Source organism: Halomonas sp. G11 (genome assembly GCF_001663515.1).
In the GTDB taxonomy this organism is placed as follows: Bacteria; Pseudomonadota; Gammaproteobacteria; order Pseudomonadales; family Halomonadaceae; genus Vreelandella.
In genome coordinates this window covers 343,362-363,980 of record NZ_LYXG01000023.1, presented here as the reverse complement: position 1 = coordinate 363,980, position 20,619 = coordinate 343,362, and the positions used below count along the sequence as shown (strand labels likewise).

Here is a 20,619-nt window from a genome sequence, read left to right as displayed (position 1 = left end):
TCTGGTGAATCGGGCTGTCTATGACTTGACGGCCCTTTGAGAGCGTGATGCATGAAGAGAAAATCCGTAACTTCCCGAGATGTGGCGAAGTTGGCTGGTGTGTCGCAATCAGCAGTGAGTCGCAGCTTTTCGCCTGACGCCAAGGTAGCTGAGAAAACGCGCAAAAAGGTAATGGCGGCCGCTAGGGAACTAGGGTATCGCCCCAACTCTATTGCGCGTTCGCTCATCACCAGATCGAGTCGTACCATTGCTGTGGTGACTTACAGTCTCGAAAATCCTTTCTACAGCTTCATGTTGGAAAAAGCGTCACGCTATTTTCAGCAACAGGGTTACCATCTTCAGCTTTTCTTTGCTCCGTCAGATAGCGGTTTCGCCACGGTAATCGACGACATTATCAGAAGCCAAGTCGAGGGGGTTTTGATGTTGGCTATTACCTTGGACAGCGCACAAGCCGAAGAGGTGGCTGATTTTGGTATACCTTTCGTTGTCATCAACCGTACCGTCAACTTTGATGGCATTAGCCAGGTTGGCAGCGACAACCACAGTGGAGGTTATTGGGCAGGCCATTACCTTGCCTTACTGGGTCATCGCCGCATTGCCTATTTGGCAGGGTTGCCAGACTCTTCCACCGATCTCCAACGCAAAGCTGGCTTTCTAGAAGGACTTGCCGATGAAGGGATGGCCTGCCACGCAGTGGAAATTGGTAACTACCGCTATGAAGATGCTTGCCATGCGACGAGGCGGCTGTTTGCCAATTCGTCACAACCCGATGCAATTTTTTGTGCTAATGACCTGATGGCAATCGCGGCTATTGATACTTTGCGTCATGAATTTGGTCTTGCAGTACCCGATGACGTTTCGGTTATTGGTTTTGACGATGTGCCGATGGCGGCTTGGCCGAGCCACTCTTTGACAACGCTGAAACAGCCAGTCGAATTGATGGCGTCAAAGGCTACTGAGTTATTGATGGCGCAGATCAATCAGATTGACACTGCCCCAGAACATATCATGCTCCCGGTAACACCGATGCTGCGCAACAGTACTCGGCGCTCAGTCCGCCATTCTAAGGAGAATCTAAAGGAGTCGAGTGATGCACATCATCGTAGCGCCCGATAGCTATAAAGATGCATTATCGGCTAGGGAAGCCGTCGGCGCGATCGCTGACGGCATTCGTAGAGCATTACCATCTGCACAGTGGGATGCTTGCCCCATGGGGGATGGTGGAGAGGGAACTTTAGATGCTCTGATTGGTGCGACGGGAGCGGAGCGACGTTATCAGAAGGTGAGCGATCCCCTAGGACGACCTCGGCAAGCCGAGTGGGGCTGGGACTCCGTTAATCGCACAGCCTATATAGAGTTAGCCGAGGCATCTGGGCTCCAGCATCTGACACCTCTTGAACGCACGGCATTGCATAGCTCTACTTATGGGGTAGGCGAGCTGATTCTCGATGCCCTGGACGCCGGTGCAGAGCGCATAATACTCACGCTTGGGGGTAGTGCGACCAATGATGCGGGTGCAGGCATGATGCAGGCTTTGGGAGCAAGATTGCTTGATGACCAAGGTCGACCTTTACCCCCGGGTGGGGCGGCTTTAACCAATCTAGCTCGAATCGACCTTGCTGGTCTTGATTCGCGCCTGTCTGAGGTGATCGTTGAGACGGCCGTAGATGTAGATAATCCACTAATTGGTGAGCGCGGTGCCAGTGTGGTGTTCGGTCCACAAAAAGGCGCTAGCGAAAAAGATGTCGTCATGCTGGATGCTGCGCTTGCACATTTTGCCGACAAAGTAGCTGAGGCTCAGGTAGGCGACTTCCGTGAATTACCTGGTTCAGGGGCAGCCGGAGGCATGGGGTTTGCAGCACGCACCTTTCTCGGAGCAGAGCTGCGCCCAGGTATTGATTTGGTAATGCAACAAGTGGGGTTTCGGCAAAGACTTGAGCGTGCAGACTTGGTCATTACAGGTGAGGGGAGGCTGGATGGTCAGAGCATGGCAGGGAAAACACCTATTGGTATTGCTCGCTGCGCAAGGGAAATGGGAGTGCCAGTAGTGGTGCTGGCGGGTAGCCTCGGTGAAGGATGGCAGTCTGCTTATAACGAAGGCGTTACTGCTGCACTGGCCTTAGCCGATGGGCCTATGGGCCTGGATGAGGCACTTTTACGCTGTGCTGAGCTGCTATCAGACCGAAGCGAAAGTGTATTACGCTTGTTCCAATCAGTATCATAACGATTTATTTAAAGTTGGCGCGATGTAATTAGTCCACTCCTGCATCAGTGAACCACTGTAATGCCGCTAAAGACCTGACTGCTTCCGAGTGGGTGGTCCACCTACTGTCCTTCTGGCTTCCTTGAGCATCCTGCTGCAACCAGGAGCTATCGCAATGAGTTTGATTCAAAAACACGGAAAGAACATCGCGGGAAGGGACTTCATCGTCGGCGACATTCATGGGCAGTACGACTTGCTGATCGAGGCCATGGCTCGCGTGGATTTCGATAAGATAAAGGACCGCCTGTTTTGCGTAGGTGACTTGATCGATCGGGGCGCTGATTCATTGAAGTGCCTGTCGCTTCCCTTCGAGCCCTGGTTTTTCGGTGTACGCGGTAATCACGAAATGCTCGCTCAGGAGGCTCTGGAGAGGGGTGGAAACGCTTACAGCCTTTGGATGATCAACGGCGGTACCTGGGCGAGCAAAGAGAGTCGGAGCGAAGTCCGGCAAATACTCTTCGAGGCGTTGACGTATTTGCCCTACGCGCGCCAGGTTGAAGTGATGGGGCAGCAGGTAGGTATTGTTCACGCTGAGCCACCCGCTGACTGGTCAACGATTGAAGATGCAGGCCCTGCCGAAAAAGAACAAATTGTGTGGGGACGCTCACGCATCAAGCGTATGGACAAAACGCCGGTGACTGGCATCGATGCGGTGGTGGTCGGGCATACGATCATTGAGCGGCCGACGTGGCTGGGTAATGTGTTCTATATCGATACCGGCGCTTTCCAAACCGGGCGACTGACGTTGATCAATGCCCGGGAGGTGTTGGCTTGAATGGGGGCGAATGTCGGTCACCCAGAAGGGCTTATGCGTACAGTACTTTTTCGCGGGGATGATCGCTTTCGCACCGCTAGTTGAAGAGTATGATGATTCCCGCCAAATAAAGGCCGATTATTGCCATGCTTTCAAAGCCAATACGGCCCGGCCCTTGCTCTTGGCGATGCAGAAGGCCCAGCATGAGCACCCCCGTCATCAATACAGTAAGGGCCACCCATAGCATCACATGATTGGGAATGACGTGATAAATGGAGCCGCCCCGATAAGCCACATCTGATGCGGCGGCAAACAATGTATCAAACGCATTGCCGCCGATAATCCCAGCCACTGCGAGCGTTAACGCTCCCCGTCGTACCGCTGCAATTGTCGTTACAAGCTCGGGTAACGATGTTACGACTGATGTGAGCAGGACACCGACGGCGGCTTGGCTAAGCCCTGTTTCGGCAGCAATAATCGTCGCGCTACGTTCCAGCAACCAGCCGGTGAGGCCTATTGCCAGCGCGAGCCCCAGGAAAATGAGCCATAGCCGCTTGAGCGTAAGCTTTCCAGCCGATTCATCGGGCTGGTCCTCACGCGTCTCGCGGGTTCTTGTCGGGGACCACATGGGTCGTGTGTGAGCATTTTTAATCAGCCTTAGACCAAATAGGTAGGCAATAAATAATAACGGTGTGATCGGATGTATCTGCCAGAAAGTCCACTCAGGTGCAAAACGCCCCACCAGCAATAGGCTGAGGAGACACAAAAGTAATGCCCCCTGAATCAGGTTGCCAAGCGAGGCTGCCGCGTGTTCGAGGTTGGCACGTCGATATACCATGTCGGCGATCGTTAAAAATAGCGTCTGGACGGCGATGCCACCCAGGGCATTACTCATTGCCAGTTCGGGTTTATCGGTCCAGGCAGAAGAGACCGACACCACAATGCCTGATAGCGAGGTAGCCATTCCAAGCAAAACCGCTCCCGCAATAGCTTCGCCTAAGCCAGTGCGATCAGCTAGGTTATCAACCACTCGAGTGAGTCGGGTGCCAACGATACCAATGACGACTGCGCAAAAACTGAAGAGGGCAACAGCGGCTGGAAGCGACATATCATCGAGTAGTATGAACATTCGGTTTCCCTTGTTTGGGCATATCGTTGTGTCATGCAGAGAAGGTATAACACTGGCTCATTAGAAAGCCTGAGCTCAAGCAATAAATGCATCACCTGCGGTATTCAGGATCGATGGAAAAACATTAAGCTATGGGGGCATAAGCTATTTCTTCAGCCAAAGGTCGGTGAAGTCTGCCTCGCTGTCCGAAATCTAGAAAAATCGCCGTTTTACTCGGGGAGTATGGCACCTTGTCCTCACTAAAAACGCACTACCCGGTGCATTGGTTGACCGGTCAGTTCTGTGAAAGTGGCAGTGAGTCAATGTATCGCAAGTCCATTGAGTCGAGGGTGAGGTTTGAATCCTGCCTTTACTTGATTGTGGCCGCGTTGATCTTTGGCATGTTTGCCATTTCGGATTACTACCTTCTCGGTATCACCAAAGAGTTTTATTTGCTGCTCGCTATGCGTATCGGGGTGGTGAGCTTCTGCCTTCTGCTGGCCTTCATTATCGGGCGCTGGGGCGGCTATTCCAGCAAAGTCTGGTTGCATGCTTTGCCGCTATGGCTATTGGCGACAGGTATCATTTTGATTGTGCCGTTGCGCCCTGACAGCCTTCCCACACAGGTAACAGCGGTGGTGGTAGCCACTATGGCTTTTTATCTTTTGATTCCCAACCTGCTGACGGTGGCAGCGCTTGCCAGCCTCTATTTGAATATTGGGTTTCTGGCCTTTGCCGTGTTGTTTGCAGAAATTAGCCCCTTGGCAATGCTTCGTATTGCGCTGCTGTTGATTATGGCCAACGTGGTGGGGTTCTGTGCCTTGCTGCGCCTGGAGAGCCTACAACGCAAGCAGTTTGCGTTGCTTCACGAAGAGCGCGATCAAAATCAGCAGTTGCATGAGGAAATCGCGCACCGCAAATCACTGGAAACACAGTTGCGCGTAGTGGCCGAGAGGGATGCTCTGACGGGACTCAATAATCGCGGTCATTTCATGAACTTGGCTGAAAAGCTGTTGCAACACTCGCAACGGGAAAAGGCGCCGTTCGGCTTTTTCATGATTGATGTGGACCACTTTAAATCTATCAACGACACCTGGGGCCATCGTCATGGAGATTGGGTTCTGACCAAGATCGCAGAGGTCTGTGCAGAATGCCTTCGCCCTACGGATGTGATAGGGCGCTTCGGAGGGGAAGAATTTGTGGTGGCCCTTCCGAATATCAGTCCTGAAGACGCGCAAATGGTGGCAGAACGACTGAGAAAACAGGTCGCAGATCTGCCATTACACAAAGAAATGGAAAAACTATGCCCAAGCGTTACGATCGGCATTGCGATAGCGCACACCCAGGACGTTGATATCGAGACCCTGATCACGCGAGCTGATCAGATGCTTTACACCGGCAAACGTAAAGGCAGGAACCGGGTGGTAATGTACGACAACCCGCGAATAATCCGGTAACTACTCCTTCCACAACGCCGAAGATAGCGGCAGCCAGAAAAATAGGCAAATATATGAAGTGGGGATTTTCGTTTGGCGTGCCACCGGTAAGATTAACCACCAAGGTTCCTGCTGGCAGCTAAAAGCGCCCTGAATAAGGGCGCTTGCTAATACGGGTTTTGCGCAAAACGTACTCAGAACGAAGCTTCATCACGCAAGCGGCATTCAGGCCGGGAGGATGTTCTGGTTGACGCGGAAGAGGTTTGTCGGATCAAACTTCTTCTTGAGCTCCACCAGTCGCTCGTAGCTCGCCCCATAGGCGAAGGCAATGCGGTCGGTTTCATCATCGGTCAGGAAGTTGATGTAGGCGCCATCACTGGCATAGGGTTGTGTGCGGGTAAAGAATTCACGCGCCCAGTGGATGCAACGCTCGTCCTCGGCAGCCGTTTCCCAACGGGCATGCACGTTTAGCACGTAGTTGGCGTCGCGGTTCGAGTAGGCCATCGCTTCGGACTGGGCCCGGCCCGTTTGGCCGCCTAACGTGGCAATAAATATCTCGCACTGTGAAGACGGTAGAGTGCCAGCGTATTCGATGATGGCATCGACCGCCCCTTCGCCAAGCGACGAGAAATTATGCGACTTCCAGTAGTTGCGGGCGCCCGGGGTTAACAGAGGGTCAAACGCCTGTTGCCAATCGGTATATGGCTGTACGCCGATGTGCTCGCCATGGGCGGTACCGAACCCACGCAGCGGTTCGATGTGTTTCTCGCCTTCAGCAGGATCACCTGTGTAGCAAATGGCCAGTGCGACAATCTCTTTCCCGTGGACAGTCTCGGGCAGGAATGGCAAGGGAGGTGCCTTGCGGGTCACCATCCACACGTTGAGTTCGTCAGGCATCGTTTCCGTAAAACGGGCGAACTGCGTGATGACCGATTTCGCCTGATCGAAGGGAAAGACGATGAGACCGCACAGCACATTCGGGCCTACGGGATGCAACTGGTACTCGAAACGCGTGACGATACCGAAGTTCCCGCCTCCACCGCGAAGCCCCCAAAAAAGGTCGGCGTTTTCCGTTTCACTGGTGTGCAGCTGCTGGCCATCGGCGGTAATCACGTCCATGCCAAGCAGGTTGTCGATGGTCATGCCGTATTTGCGGCTGAGCCAACCGAAACCACCGCCCAAGGTCAGACCAGCCACCCCCGTGGTGGAATTAATGCCCAGCGGGGTGGCAAGACCATACACTTGGGCAGAGGCATCGAAATCTGCGAGGGTGCAGCCAGGCTCAACATATCCGCGATGAAGCTTCTGATCAATGAGTACGCCCTTCATTAATGAGAGATCGATCATCACGCCATTGTCACAGACAGAATTGCCTGCAATGTTGTGACCACCGCCACGTATGGAAAAGGGCAAGTCGTTGGCGCGTACGAAGTGCAGAGATTGGACAATATCATCAGGTGATGAACAGCGGGCAATCATGGAAGGCCTGCGGTCAATCATGGCATTCCAGATCTGTCGCGTTTCTTCGTATTGCACATCATCCGGAAGCATCACACTTCCCGAGAAATCGGCCTTAAACGTTTCTATTGCGGTTTGAGAAATCTGGTTCATGACGACCACCGTTGCGTATGCCCGAGGCAGGGACGCATGGAAAGAGCGTCGGGCGGAGAATGGAAGAAAACAAATCGGCTGGCGATTCGCCCCAATCCTCACAGCGACCCTTTGATTGGCATTTCGTCAGTGGATCATCATAGTGTAGGCCAGACTGTTAACAATCGCGTTTATTTATTCGGTGGATTCATGGAGCGTCCTAGCCTCATAGTGACTTGATCTCTGGCAAGTAGTTATCGCCGTTCGTTTACGGTAACTCTCGGCCCATACAGTGAGTAGAGCAGTTGATGAAACGAGGGAGTGTTACAACGTCTCTTCCAGGAGCAAGGCCAATCGCTTGAGATGCAGTTCATAGGCGGTTGCATTGAAAGAAGGGGCATCCTTGGCCGTGAAGCCGTGGGCTGCGCCTTTGTAGAGTTCGGTGGTGAAGTGTACGCCAGCAGTGGCTAACGCTGCGTCCATGCGCGCGATCTGGTCGGGGGGCAAAAGTTCGTCCTGGTCCGCATGACCGAAATAGACGCGCCCTTCAATGTTGCCGACTACATGGACGGGGCTGTTAGGGTCGTCTGCTTCCGCCAGCCGGGCCGAATGGAAACCGGCCGCCGCCGCCACGCGGTTGGGGTGTTCAGCCGCCATGCGCAGTGCGAAGGCCCCCGTCATGCAATAGCCAACCACCGCCATCCTTCCGTTCTCGAACTCGGCTGCGTTATCGATGCCGTCTAGAAGGGCGACGAAGTCACGGGATTGTGCCTCGGGTGTGAGATGTTTTGCGTACGCTAATAGCGTTGGTCGTACGTCAGGGTCGCGGAAAGATTTGCCCTCAGGTACGACAGCACCGCTTACATCGCGGTAGTAGACGTTGGGCATCAATACGGCATAGCCATTGTTGGCGATTTGCTGGGCTTTCTCGTGATAGCAGGGGCGCAGACCGCCGATATCCGTGAACAGAATAACGGCCGGACAGGGGCCTTCGGCGTTCCCGGGCGTGAAGATATGAGCATCGATGGTACCGTCGGCGGCGGGAATTTCGATAGCACGCGACATGAACAAACTCCGGCTTGTTGATAGTAAGGGATCATTGTCACAAACGAGTATTACACAGATAAATCCAGCCGAAGAAGAGCCTGCACTCTTCGTAACATGGCGTCATCGGCCAACAACTCCTATGTTGTCGGAAAGGCGATAGGAGTAACGACAATGGATGCACTTGCGCGGAAGCTTGGTCTCAGGACGGACCCCACCATATTTTTCACGTCTGCAGGGATCATGATCCTTTTTCTGGTCGTGATTCTGATTGCGCCAGGCCCCATAGGGGAAGCCTTCGGTGCTGGCCGGGAATGGATCGTCACCAATCTTGGCTGGTTCTTTATTTTTGGGGTGACGAGCTGGGTAGCCTTCCTGCTTTGGGTGGCGATCAGCCGTTACGGGGCAATCCGCCTGGGTGGCAATGATGCCAAACCGGCTTATAGCAATATCTCCTGGTTCGCCATGCTGTTTGCGGGTGGTATCGGCACGGTGTTGATGTTCTGGGGGGTAGCGGAGCCCATTTCCCATTTTACGACGCCACCAAGGCCTGATGTTGAGCCTTTCTCTGTAGAAGCCGCCGACGATGCCATGAGCTTTTCGATCTATCACCTGGGGTTGCATACCTGGGCGATCTTCGCCATGCCGGGCCTTGCGTTTGCCTACTTTATCTATCGTTTCAATCTGCCGATGCGTTTCAGCTCGGTTTTTTACCCACTGATAGGCGAGCGGATTTATGGTCCTGTCGGCAAAGGCCTCGATATCTTTGCCATTCTCGGCACCCTTTTTGGTGTGGCGGTTTCCATTGGCCTCGGTACCCAGCAGATCAATGCGGGGTTAACGGAGTTGTTCGGTATTCCTGATGCAGTGCTGCCCAAGGTGCTGATCATTGCCATTTTGACGACCGTTGCTGTCGGTTCGATCGTGGCGGGGCTGGATTCAGGTGTAAAACGGCTTTCCAATATCAATATCGGCATGGCTGTTGGCCTGATGGTGTTTGTGCTTTTTACAGGCTCTACCGTTTTCCTTCTGCGCGCCGTTGTTGAGACCTTTGGCCTCTACATATCGAATCTGCTGCCCATGGCATTCTGGAATGACACACTGGCGACCTATACCAACGATGATGGCAGTGGCTGGGGCTGGCAGGGCAGTTGGACCGTCTTTTATTGGGCCTGGACAGTTACCTGGTCGCCGTTCATCGGGATATTCGTGGCGCGGATTTCTCGTGGACGGACCATCCGTGAGTTTGTCCTTGGGGTATTGTTCGCCCCCTCTATTTTTACGCTGATCTGGTTTGCGATCTTCGGCTGGTCGGCGATGGAGATTGACGGAATTGGGCCCGAGGCCCGGGAAGCAATGGGCGAGCAGGCCGGTGTCCTGTCTGCGGCCGTTGGTGAAAGCATTCCGCTTGCCATGTTTGCGTTTTTTGAGAATTTCCCGGCCGCCACATTGATTCAGGGCCTGGCTGTTGTCATCGTGGCTATCTTCTTTGCCACGTCCTCGGACTCCGCGTCACTGGTGGTCGATATGCTGTGCACCGGCAGCCCTGATCCTGGCCCTTGGCATCAGCGGGTGTTCTGGGGTGTCTCTGAAGGCATGCTGGCGGCCATGCTCATCGTGCTTGCTGGCGACGCGGGGCTGACGGCATTGCAGGAGGTGATTACCGTTGTCGGTCTGCCAATGTTCATTCTAGTATTTGCCATGATGTTCGCGTTGTTCCGTGGGTTGTCCCACGAAGACCTTGGGGCAGTGAAGGTCGGTGAGCCACCCAAGCCTGAGGAGCTATCAGCGAGCGAAAAGGGGCGAACCTAAGCCCCTTTCGACGATCAAAAGATTCCAGGAAACCGGAGATAGCATTTTCCGGATCCATTACCGCAAGGGGAGGATGGCCATGAGCCAACGCGATGAGTTCATCGAGGAAATGAAAGCCAAGCTCGACGAGTGGAATGCTGAGATCGACAAGCTAACCGCTCAGGCCCGCCAGGCCAGTGACGATGCCAGGGTCAAGTACCACGAGGATATCGACCAACTCAAGAAACGCCAGGCGGAGACTCAGCAAAGGCTCGAGGAGTTGCGCCATGCCAGCGAAGAGGCTTGGGATACCGTTCGCCAGGGCATGGACGATTCCTGGGAATTGATGCGCAAGGCTTTCCGGGATGCTTCCTCGCGTTTCAAGTAGCCGTTATATGGCGCGGCCCCATCAGGTGGAGGCGGGGCCGTCCTTCGGTTGCGCCTCATTACCTTCTCGTAGACGTTCGATAGATGCGCTTCCCTGCTCTGACAAAGCGGCGAGGCGGTCTATTTGCTCATCCAGGCGAGGCAGCGCTTCCTGACGATAGGTTGAAAGGTCGTCGATTGCGCCCATCACCTCGCCAAATGCTTCCTCGAGCACCTGCATGTCGAGCATCGCCGAGGAAGCTCGCTTCTGGATGTCCACGCCTTGCTGGCGTAGCGCCTTGGCGGTACCGCCGATCATCTGGGATGTGGTGTCGTTGAGGGATTCGATACGATCCAGTACCAGACGCTGATTGGCCATCGCCATGGCGACCGTCACTGCCACAGTAAGGGCCGAGACCGTCACGTTGATGGCCCTGTCCACGCCACGCATCAATTCCCGGTTGTTGCGGATGATGACTTCCAGCGCCAGTACACCCTGCTGGCTCACCGCCAGCTGCTGCTGAAGATCGACAATGCGTTGACGAAGCGGAAAGAGCAGTTCTTCTTCGATAAATTGACGCCGAGGATCATGCGTGTCGCGCTCGGCGACATCATCCTGCAGGCGTTGATCGATCAAACGGCCCAGCGCGATCTGGCGGTTGAGCTCGCTGAGGATGTCATTGAGCGCCTTCTGGTCATCGCTCAAGGTGAGGTTGTCACGATGCAGCATATCGCGACCACCCTCCAGGTCCTCGATGATCGCGTCCAGGGCTTGCTGGGCATTCTCGAACTTGCGGAAGTAGCGCTGCAGACGGCTGTCAACGCCGGGAATGATTGCCATCACGCGGTCCAGTGCGCTGGGTGCCAGGCGATGACGGGCGGGGTCAAGGCCTTCCATGCGCCCCCGCAGGTCGCTCAGTGCCTTGGCAACCGGACCGCCTTCGTCACCCTGGTGGGCCAGCTTGCGAAGCGGCGTTTGCAGCATGGCGCTGCGATGGGCAGCCTGCTGCTGAAGTTCCAGGCCCATTTCGTCCACGGCACGGCGTTGGCGAACCGCCGACGCTTCGTCACCCTCGCCAAGAATCTCCTCTATAAAACGGTCGGCCATGGACGTGAGCTCAGGGTCAATGTCCTGCCTTTCAGGCTCAAGAGACTCGTCCTGATGCGCCCCCAACTGGCTGGCAATCTCGTCCACGGGTGGCAATGAGAGGCGAGGTTGGTCATCCGATGGTTGAGTCATGGGCGTCTCCAGAGGATAAAAAGCTGAGTAATCGAAAAGCTAAGTGATCAAGAAGCGTCGTGAACACTTTACTGTATCAATGGCTGCCGGATCAGTCTTTGCGTGCATAACGATCGGCGCCTTCGACGAAGCGGCGCAGATCTTCCAGCGCTTTTTCGGTGGTAACGGACGCTTGAGGTCGCGTTGTTTCGATGCGAGCCATGGAAACGGCGGTATCGTCGAGCACGGTTAGCGCCGATTCAATTCGGGCGGAAAGCTCATTGAGCCGGTGTTCGGTCTCCACCAGCAAGTCGAGGCGACGCACCAGGGCGGTACGCTCCTCGTCGCTTAGCCGATTGCCATCCCGTTCCAGCCGACCGCGGACGTATTGACCATCCACGCTGACCACGCCGCGAGCCTGGGAGGCCATGGTCGTCAGTGTATCCACCGCGCCGAAACACACCTGGGTAACCAGCCCACGCGAGCGCTCAAAGGCCAGCTCACCCGTGTGGAAGCGACCGCTCAGGACATCCATGACATGACGGTAGCGGCTGTAGAGACGGTCCGCGAGAATCGCCAGGTCAGGGCGTTTGACATCCAGCAGGCTCTGTTTGGCCCGACACATGGCCAACACAAGATCGTCGGCGCCCTCGGGTGGCCTTGCTGGATCGAGCACCGATACGCCAGCTTCATAGGCCTTGCGCTCCTCCTGGGCTCGGCGCTGCTGCGCTTCGGCGATACTTTGAGCCTCGCGGCGACGTTCACGGCGGCGGGCAAGCCACCCGCGCAGCGTTCGCTCTATGGGCAGCGCCGCCGGAATGGCCACAATGCCCGCCAACCAGCCGAGCAGGCTAGGGCTGAAACCACCCCAAAGGGAGGTCAGCCATAGCAGCATGCTGATGAAAGGGATGACCAGGCAATAGCGGAAGACGACCTGAAGCCGCCCTTGGGTTGCCACCGGAAGTGCTATGCCAGGGTTGTACAGGCCGATCAGTAACCAGGGCAGGCAGGTCATGAAGAGGCCATAGGAAAATCCCTGCAGGAATCCCAACATTGATGCGATTATCCTTGAGTGATTGAACGCCTAGAGTAACCGAGCCTGGGCGATCAGCACCAGCAGCGCTGGCACTCTATACTTGCTTGAGCCTCCAGATACGTGGAATCAATGAGCTTATGCGTCAACGTTGTGCTTCGCCAACAACTTGATTGCGCCCGTGATGCTTGCCTGTATAGAGAGAGGTATCTGCACGGTGAAGAATGCTTTCTTCTGTTGGGTCCTCCTCAGTGAAATGCGCAACCCCGCAGGTGACAGAAATATGAAAGGTGTCGCCGGTCTCCGTTGTGAAAGCAGTGGCGGCAAGCTTTTGCCTGATATCATCAGCGATTGCCAAGGCAGCCTCTGGTGTTATTTCAAACAACAGAACGGCAAATTCCTCTCCACCCAAACGCCCAATGACATCGGTCTCCCTGAACCGCTCCTTGAATAATTGACAGACTTGCTGCAGTACCTTGTCGCCTACGGCATGGCCATAAGTGTCGTTGACGTTTTTAAAATGGTCGACATCAAAAAGCAGGACGGCGGCGTTATGTTCGCTTCGACGAAAATGAGAAAAGGCTTGTCGAAGTCGTTTCATGAAATGACCCCGGTTGAATGTACCTGTTAGGTCATCAGTAATTGCTTGATTCCTTAACTTTTTTTCCAGGGCTTTGTGTTCAGTGATGTCCTGTAAAGTGCTGAGGAGAATATCGGGGTCGTCGGGTGCAGAATTATCGGCAATTTCATGTATCCAGCGCACATTACCGCTGGGCTGGACGATACGATATTTGATATCGATGACGCCGGTTTTCTTTAGAGTCTGCTGTGCTTTGGCCACTTTTTTTCGATCAGAAGGATATACCAACCTGATAAAGTGCTTTCTATCAGGTATGAATCGGTCAGGGTCGACGCCAAAGAACTCGTAAACCATCTCTGACCAATACATATCTCCCGTTGTCAGTGACATCTGCCAGTAGCCGATGCCTCTTATCTTGTGCAGTTTTTGTAGCATGATCGCGAAGGACTGCCACTCTTGCGATGTTGAAGGCATACCGAAAATTCGAGATGAAGTCTGCATGCCATGATTTGCGGGGTTGATAGTGTTCCTCGATGCCATTTATACGGCTGCCGAATGAGGGCCCTGAGGCTATACCTCTTAAAAATAAGTGCTTGGGTCAGCATCCATGGCCAGTACCAAGATGATCCAATGCCATGATGTGGTAATGGCTCCTTCCCTGATCACTTAAAGGTTTGGAGCCTCCGAATATCGCTGGATGTTTCAGACTGCTGGAATTTAAAAGCTTTCCCATTCTGGTTCAGTCCGCTGACTATGAGTCGCAGGTAATGAAGTTTTTTGTGCCGTGGAGGAGCTCGCTTTAGCCGGTGCTGATGCAGCTTGCCCTTGGTGTTGAGTTTGATCAGCGCTATTGGGTAGCTTGAAGACTTCCATCGCTTCCAACAGATGGCTGGCATTAAGCCGCAGGTTACGCGCTGATTCAGCGCTTTCGTGTACCAGCCCGGCGTTTTGCTGGGTCACCTGGTCCATCTCGGTGACGGCCTGACCGACTTCTTGCACCCCAGCACTCTGCTCGGCACTGGCATGGCTAATTTCCTTCATGATATCGGTAACGCTGGAAATAGCGGCGACGATATCCTCGGTTGATTTACTCGCTTCCTCGGCACGCTCGTTGCCGTGATTGACTCTTTCCAGGTTGCTGGAAATCAACTTGTTAATTTCACTTGCCGCATCAGCGCTGCGCTGTGCCAGTTTGCGTACTTCTTCGGCAACCACCGCAAAGCCACGACCATGCTCGCCGGCACGAGCTGCCTCAACAGAGGCATTAAGCGCCAGAATATTGGTCTGGAAAGCAATGGAGTCAATGGTCGAAATAATGCCGGAGATTTCCTGAGAGCTTGTGTTGAGGTCGTTCATCGTGGCCACGACCTGATGGACAGCCTGGCCGCCCTGAGTCGCGGTTGCCGATGCGCGTGACGCTTCCTGACTGGCCTGCTCGGAGTTATCCGCGTTGAGCTTTACCGTACTGTTGAGCTCTTCCATGGCCGAGGCGGTTTCGGCCAGAGCGCTGGCCTGCTGCTCTGTCCGTGAGGAAAGGTCGTTGTTGCTTTCGGCAATCTGCTCACTATTACTGGCAACGGCATCGGCCGAGGCGCGTACCTGGGCGACAATGTCCTGTAGTTGACGCGCCATTGCCACCTGCGACGCCATAATACTGTGGGTGTCGCCCTTCTTGAGGCGACCCTGAATGGTTAGCTCACCTCTGCCGACGGCTTCAGCAAAGGCTTTGACTTCGTAAGGCTCGGCGCCCAGTTCACTCAGCAACTGGCGTGTCAACCGGTAGGCAATACCGCCGCCAAGGAGTAGGGCGAAGGCGGTGAGCCCCACCATCTGCATCTGAAAACCCGACGCCGTGTCGCGTGCGGAAGCCGTAGTGGCATCGTTTAACTGCTCTTGAACGTCAATGAATTGATTGATGCGGTCGAGCCACTCTGCGTAGGCAGGGCCAGCTTGTTCTCGAAGCAATGTCTGGGCATCGTCCAACTGACCCGCCTGACGGGCGCTAACCACTTGCTGCGTTAGTTCTAGCGCTGTCGCTGCCTGGGCATCGATGCTGTCAAGCAGGGTCTTCTCCTCTGTGCCGGAAGAATGTTCCTGAGTCACTTGGTGCTCGCCTTCAGATGCCACCGTATAATCACGTTCAAGATGCTCCATCTCTTCAAGCAGCGTAGCCACTCGGTCATCGCTTTGGGTCAGCACTATGTCGCGAAGAGCGATGGCGCGATCATGTACGCTGCCGCGCATATTCACCGCAAACTCCAGCTTGGTGCCATTGACGTCATTGATCGTGGTTAAATCATGGTCAATTTGATTGACCTGATAAATGCCGACTACAACCAACCCCACCAGCAGGGCAAGCAGGAGAGAAAAGCCGACCGCTAGTCGAGTGCTGATTTTTCTATTGGCCTTGAATGAAGATGTCACTATCCGTTCCTTAAGCACCCTGTAAGGCACTCCATTATTGGCGGTGTCAATGGGTTTCGAGAAGCATCCATGTCAGAAGCTGGCATGCCTTGCGAATTGAAAGCACGACGAAACTTCCGGTCCCAGGATGACGATGAGTATTAAAAGAAGTGATGAAGTATCCGGATGTCTTTTATATGGCTGCTGGATGAGGTCCTTGATGCCATGTCTCTAAAAATTCCAGCGCTTTGTCGGCATCAACGGGACGGCTGAAGAGATAGCCCTGAAGGACATCGCAGCCAAGTTCTTTCAATAGCGTTTGCTGGGTCTGGTATTCAACGCCTTCGGCAACGACCGTCAGACCGAGGCCGTGAGCGATGCGGATAATGCCGCTCACCAGATTGATGGCTTTTTCATCATGAGGCAGGTCGTCGATAAAGCTCTTGTCGATTTTAAGCACGTCAACGGGTAAGCGCTTGAGATAATTCAGTGACGAATAGCCAGTACCAAAATCATCCAGTGCCAGCGATATGCCGCTGTCACGCAGCTTGTCCATGGTCGAAATGGCACGATCGATATCCGTCAGCAGGCTTTCCTCAGTAAGCTCCAGCGTCAGCCGCTGCGGAGCAAGATTGTGCTCATCCAGCGTTCGCAGAACCTGCTCGACAAAATTGGGTTGATAAAACTGGTTCGCGGGGATATTGACCCCGATTTTCAACGAGGGGTCGCTGTGCTTGAGGGGCCAATGAAGCGATTTCTCGCAGACACAACCTAGCGACCAGTCGGTGAGTAACCGAGACAGCCGGGCATTTTTTTCGGCAATGGGGACGAACTCTCCAGGGCTGATGGTCCCCAGTTTTTTATCCTGCCATCGCGCTAATGCCTCGAATCCAACCACGCCGCTACCATCGGCGGAGACCAGCGGCTGGTAATGTTGATGCAATTTACTTCCTGAGAGAGCCGCATCAAGACGCTGTTCAACCTCATGTCGACGTAACGCACTTTCTTCCGTGCGATGGGTAAAGACATGAATGTTTTCGTAGGTTTTGGGTGCCTTCAGTGCGGTACGAGCTCTTTCCAGCAAATCATCCGGGTTGATGCCATCACTTGGGGAAACGCTGACCCCTACGTCGATTTTCGGTCTTACCGTATGACCATCGAGATCAATGGGAGCGTTCAACTTGTTGATAATCGGCTTGATAACGCCGAAAAGATCGCGCAGTGAATAGATGGATATCACGGCACCGAAACGGTCAATGTCGATATTACCCGCTGTCAGGATGCCAACATCAGGGGCAACAAGGCGCTCGGCCAGGCATTTCAGGATAGCGTTACGATGCTTGCGACCATGAAGCCGACTGATTTCGTCGAGGTTATTGACCCGCAAGTGCAAAACAATCAGGTGGTAGGATTCAGTTTCAGCAAGTTGGACCAAGTTATCCAGGGTTTCGCCCAGCAAGGTTTCGTCGGGCAGGCCTGTTCGCGCATCCCGCTGATTGATACGGCTGGCCTGGTGGCGCATCTCGAGTAGCTGAGTCTTGATGTTGATCTGCTCTTCGACAATATTGCCAAAGGCGATCAGCCATGAACGTTCAACCTCATTCAGCGCGCGCGGCTGGGTATCACTAAGACAGAGCGTGCCGATCGCCTTTCTATTTGGGTCGTGTAATACAACGCCAGCGTAGAACCGAATATAAGGATATGAAGTCACGGCCCTGTGACATTTGAATAGATCACTTTCCAGCGTATCGGACACTTCAAGGTAACCATGCTCCAGAGCATGGAGACAAAAAGAGAACTCACGTGAGATCTCACGCCCTTCCATACCGATGGACGATTTCAGCCGCTGGCTATTTTCATCGAACAGTGAAATGAAGGCGATAGGAACGTTAAATACTTGTGATACCAGATGGATGTAACGGTCAAAACGCGCTTCTGGTTCAGCATCGAGTGAACGAGGGGCGGCGAGCCCATTGGCATCTTTTTGCAAAGGGGCGGAGCGGTTGATGTCGTCATCCATGGAGTGCGCCTGATTGAACCTGAGGACGCGAGTATCTGGCTAAAAGAAATTGATACTCGTGCTTTAAACGATACGTGATGATTTAATCACTCTTGCTGGTGTGTTTCAAATTTTCTAAGGGTTTTTGTGTAGGTGATGGGGCGCAGGAACCTGCTTCAGGAGACCGTTCACGACGGACAGGTGAGTATTGGCAAGTGCCGCAATAAATCGTTTGTGCGAAGTAGTCGCAGGGAGCGTTTAAAATCGGCAGGACGTGCCGCGAAACAGGCATTAATAGAGGTGTGCGAAGTGAATCCACAAGAAGGTTCCGGGTCAGCTATCAGAGTGTTGGTTGTCAATGAAAGCGGTTTCATTCGTGAGGGGCTTTGCAAGGTTATTGAGCGGTTCAGAGGAGTCGATGTGGTGAGCGCCACCTCTTGTGCAAACGATCTGGAAGCGTTGGTGCAAAGCTTGAGCGTCGACGTGGCCTTGATTGATTCACAATTTCCTAGCCAGGCGGGGTTTGATGCCGCTCACCGACTGCAAAAAAGCGGCGTCGAAACGCAGGTTGTCATACTGTCGATCAATCCCAGTCTGGCCGATGTAAAAAAAGCATTTCAGGCAGGGGCTATCGGTTTTCTGTTAAGGGACGCAGGCATCAGCGACCTTGAGATTGCGTTGCGTGCTGCTGTTCGGGGTGAGGTGTTTCTGTGTCCAACCTTGCTCAAACGGTTGTATGGAACACCGGCATCATACGGTATTCTAGAAGGTGTCAGCACAGGTGCTAATGCGAACCATACTCGCTATTCGATTGACGAAATGCTTCTTAAGGCACAGCACTTGGGTATTCTCCAACAGGATTATTAATCAGGGTTTTTACTTATACTGCTTTGTCGGTCACTGCGTTACCGTGCGGGAGTGAATATGCATCTGAATTTATAATATTAGCTTCTTATCAAGGAACATGGTGAAGCGCCTGGTGAGTTCACGATCCATGATTGAGCACACCCTCAGGCTAGAGGGAGATTCAGGCGACAACCTGTCAAGGTCTACAGCATAAATCCATGAAATCTAACGATAATACTATCCAGATATTACTGGCGGATGAACATCAGCTCGTTCTCTCTGCGATCAGTTCGCTTATTGAAACCTTTGATGACATGACAGTGATCGCCGAGGTTGGCTCTGAGCAACAGCTGCTGAAAGACGATATCGTATATAACGACGTTGATGTGGCACTTATTGATGCAACGCTGATGTCTCTGAAGGGAGCAGCGTCATTGAGCCAACTCAGGAAGCTCTGCCCCAATGGGCGCGTCGTGATCCTATCCAGTTATTCCAGTGATAGCTTCATTCGCCGCCTTTTCAAAGAAGGCGCTCATGGATTTCTTCATAAAAACGCAGATGTCAGTGCCCTGGAAATGGCCATCAAAAAAGCGGCGATGGGCGAGTGTTTTGTATTTACCGCCATGGAGCCTGAGCATTTCGTTGAAGCTTCCACCGTTGTCGGGACTTCAGCTATCCCTGATAACCCCTTGACCTCACGTCAATGCGAAGTTCTGGAGTTGGTGGCAAAAGGCTTTCGCAGTAAGGCCATTGCCGATCAGCTTAATGTCAGTATCAAAACTGTCGAGACTCACCGAGCCGATATCATGCGCCGCCTGGGGGTAAGGCATACGGCAGGGCTCGTTCACGAAGCGATTCGGTTTGGCTTGTTGGTATCGCCAAATGAAGCAGATGAATCTGAATGAACCATACGGCTGTTGTCCATGTCCTCGTTTAGTGCCTCCCGCTGGCTGTCCGCCGGTCATTTGCAAACGCTGTATAGCCCATTATTTCGCTCAGCGTTGCCTTTAGCGCGCGAACGGGAGCGGATGACGCTAAGGGATGGGGACTTCATCGATCTCGACTGGTATGGCAGCGGTGACGACGACACACCTTGCGTCATACTGCTTCATGGGCTGACCGGCAGCTCTTCGTCGCGTTACATCCTCGGCCAGCAGCAGGCATTAGCCATGCAAGGCTGGCAGAGCGTGGCGGTGAATTGGCGGGGCTGCTCTGGTGAACCCAATCGACTCGCTCGCGGTTATCATTCAGGGGTGAGTGACGACCTCGCTGAGGTTGTCGGGATGCTGTCCATGCGCCGACCGGCCCAGCCCCTGGCGGTGATTGGTTATTCGCTGGGCGGCAACGTACTGTTGAAATACCTGGGCGAGCAGGGCAGTGATACACCGCTGCAGGCAGCCGCCGCTGTTTCGGTACCGTTTCGTTTGGATCACAGTGCCGAGCGGATATGCCAGGGCATGTCGAAAATATATCAAGCACGTTTTTTACGCGACCTGCGTCATTACATGACAGACAAGCGCCAGCGATTTGCGATAAATGGCGACCCCGATGAATACGCAAGGTTGTTAGCCTTGGGATCGCTAAAGGGGGTTAGCTCGCTGTGGGAATTCGATGAGCGGGTGACAGCCCCATTGCACGGTTTTTCAAGCGCTGCCGATTACTACCAGCGATGCAGCAGCCTGCACTTCCTTTCGTCGATTACTGTGCCGACACTGATTATCCAGGCACAAGACGACCCATTTCTTTACCCAGATAGTGCGCCACATCCAGCGTCATTACCCGCTAGTGTGGCGCTTGAGTTTCATCGCCAAGGGGGGCATGTGGGCTTTATTGAAGGCTCTCCCTGGTCACCCGGTTATTACCTGGAACGGCGCTTGCCAGCTTGGCTGATGGCTATCCTGGCAAGTTCTGAACACCGGGCAAGCTGCGCGTAAAATATCGATTGTATTGGTACGGCGTTGCACTAATATGCAGCTATAAGGCTCATTGGGAGCCCTTATGGAAAGAAAGCCGCCATGCTAAAAGGTCTAATTATCTGTTTTGCTGTGCTGTTTGCACAATTAGCGGTACTGCATGTAATTGATGCGCGCCTCTACAACGCCCCTCAAGACGCACGTCAAACCGCGGTGAGCAAAAATACGCCCCTGAAAGACGACGAGGAAGGTGTGTCAAGTCATGAGGGCTGAT

The 20,619-nt window shown here is 53.8% G+C and carries 18 protein-coding genes; 10 read left to right on the top strand and 8 right to left on the bottom strand.

Going from position 1 to position 20,619, the window contains the following annotated elements; all coding sequences use genetic code 11:
- The first annotated feature begins 51 nt into the window (after positions 1-51).
- The 3 genes from ADS46_RS12605 (at position 52) to ADS46_RS12595 (ending at position 3,038) form a co-directional block, all read left to right on the top strand.
- Entirely contained in the window at positions 52-1,116 is a 1,065-nt protein-coding gene (locus ADS46_RS12605) for a LacI family DNA-binding transcriptional regulator (RefSeq protein ID WP_066320624.1), read from the top strand.
- Positions 1,091-2,224: a glycerate kinase gene (locus ADS46_RS12600; protein ID WP_066320623.1), complete on the top strand. Its 1,134-nt coding sequence runs from the start codon at positions 1,091-1,093 to the stop codon at positions 2,222-2,224. The genes ADS46_RS12605 and ADS46_RS12600 overlap by 26 nt, the downstream gene beginning before the upstream one ends.
- A 154-nt stretch (positions 2,225-2,378) precedes the next feature.
- The gene (locus ADS46_RS12595) at positions 2,379-3,038 is read left to right on the top strand and encodes a metallophosphoesterase (protein WP_066320621.1); all 660 of its coding nucleotides are present in this window, start codon (positions 2,379-2,381) and stop codon (positions 3,036-3,038) included.
- 76 nt (positions 3,039-3,114) lie between these two features.
- On the opposite strand, the gene ADS46_RS12590 is transcribed toward ADS46_RS12595, so the two are convergent.
- Complete coding sequence (locus tag ADS46_RS12590) at positions 3,115-4,125, bottom strand: sodium:calcium antiporter (RefSeq protein ID WP_234346827.1); 1,011 nt, start codon at positions 4,123-4,125, stop codon at positions 3,115-3,117.
- Positions 4,126-4,376: 251 nt separating this feature from the next.
- Between ADS46_RS12590 and ADS46_RS12585 the strand changes: the two genes are divergently transcribed.
- Complete coding sequence (locus tag ADS46_RS12585; RefSeq protein ID WP_066320619.1) at positions 4,377-5,582, top strand: diguanylate cyclase; 1,206 nt, start codon at positions 4,377-4,379, stop codon at positions 5,580-5,582.
- Positions 5,583-5,786: 204 nt separating this feature from the next.
- On the opposite strand, the gene ADS46_RS12580 is transcribed toward ADS46_RS12585, so the two are convergent.
- Both ADS46_RS12580 and ADS46_RS12575 read right to left on the bottom strand, forming a co-directional pair.
- Positions 5,787-7,172: an FAD-binding oxidoreductase gene (locus ADS46_RS12580; protein WP_066320617.1), complete on the bottom strand. Its 1,386-nt coding sequence runs from the start codon at positions 7,170-7,172 to the stop codon at positions 5,787-5,789.
- Positions 7,173-7,475: 303 nt separating this feature from the next.
- On the bottom strand, positions 7,476-8,216 hold the full coding sequence (locus ADS46_RS12575) for a dienelactone hydrolase family protein (protein WP_066320616.1): 741 nt from the start codon (positions 8,214-8,216) through the stop codon (positions 7,476-7,478).
- A gap of 153 nt (positions 8,217-8,369) precedes the next feature.
- Between ADS46_RS12575 and ADS46_RS12570 the strand changes: the two genes are divergently transcribed.
- Both ADS46_RS12570 and ADS46_RS12565 read left to right on the top strand, forming a co-directional pair.
- Entirely contained in the window at positions 8,370-10,007 is a 1,638-nt protein-coding gene (locus ADS46_RS12570) for a BCCT family transporter (RefSeq protein ID WP_066320615.1), read from the top strand.
- A gap of 79 nt (positions 10,008-10,086) precedes the next feature.
- Entirely contained in the window at positions 10,087-10,374 is a 288-nt protein-coding gene (locus ADS46_RS12565) for a conserved coiled coil protein (RefSeq protein ID WP_066320613.1), read from the top strand.
- Positions 10,375-10,395: 21 nt separating this feature from the next.
- On the opposite strand, the gene ADS46_RS12560 is transcribed toward ADS46_RS12565, so the two are convergent.
- From ADS46_RS12560 to ADS46_RS12540, 5 genes are all read right to left on the bottom strand, one after another.
- Complete coding sequence (locus ADS46_RS12560) at positions 10,396-11,592, bottom strand: toxic anion resistance protein (RefSeq protein WP_066320612.1); 1,197 nt, start codon at positions 11,590-11,592, stop codon at positions 10,396-10,398.
- A gap of 91 nt (positions 11,593-11,683) precedes the next feature.
- Entirely contained in the window at positions 11,684-12,625 is a 942-nt protein-coding gene (locus ADS46_RS12555; RefSeq protein WP_066320611.1) for a cobyrinic acid a,c-diamide synthase, read from the bottom strand.
- 124 nt (positions 12,626-12,749) lie between these two features.
- Positions 12,750-13,685: a GGDEF domain-containing protein gene (locus ADS46_RS12550; RefSeq protein ID WP_066320609.1), complete on the bottom strand. Its 936-nt coding sequence runs from the start codon at positions 13,683-13,685 to the stop codon at positions 12,750-12,752.
- 216 nt (positions 13,686-13,901) lie between these two features.
- Positions 13,902-15,611, bottom strand: coding sequence for a methyl-accepting chemotaxis protein (locus tag ADS46_RS12545; RefSeq protein ID WP_066320674.1), 1,710 nt, complete (start codon positions 15,609-15,611; stop codon positions 13,902-13,904).
- A gap of 169 nt (positions 15,612-15,780) precedes the next feature.
- Positions 15,781-17,607, bottom strand: coding sequence for a sensor domain-containing phosphodiesterase (locus tag ADS46_RS12540; RefSeq protein ID WP_066320608.1), 1,827 nt, complete (start codon positions 17,605-17,607; stop codon positions 15,781-15,783).
- 288 nt (positions 17,608-17,895) lie between these two features.
- Between ADS46_RS12540 and ADS46_RS18560 the strand changes: the two genes are divergently transcribed.
- The 4 genes from ADS46_RS18560 (at position 17,896) to ADS46_RS18880 (ending at position 20,618) form a co-directional block, all read left to right on the top strand.
- The gene (locus ADS46_RS18560; RefSeq protein WP_199825227.1) at positions 17,896-18,453 is read left to right on the top strand and encodes a response regulator; all 558 of its coding nucleotides are present in this window, start codon (positions 17,896-17,898) and stop codon (positions 18,451-18,453) included.
- Positions 18,454-18,650: 197 nt separating this feature from the next.
- Entirely contained in the window at positions 18,651-19,337 is a 687-nt protein-coding gene (locus ADS46_RS12530; protein WP_066320605.1) for a LuxR C-terminal-related transcriptional regulator, read from the top strand.
- 18 nt (positions 19,338-19,355) lie between these two features.
- Complete coding sequence (locus ADS46_RS12525; RefSeq protein WP_066320604.1) at positions 19,356-20,366, top strand: hydrolase; 1,011 nt, start codon at positions 19,356-19,358, stop codon at positions 20,364-20,366.
- Positions 20,367-20,447: 81 nt separating this feature from the next.
- A complete protein-coding gene (locus ADS46_RS18880) occupies positions 20,448-20,618 on the top strand; it encodes a hypothetical protein (RefSeq protein WP_199825226.1) in 171 nt (56 codons plus the stop codon).
- Position 20,619: the final 1 nt, after the last annotated feature.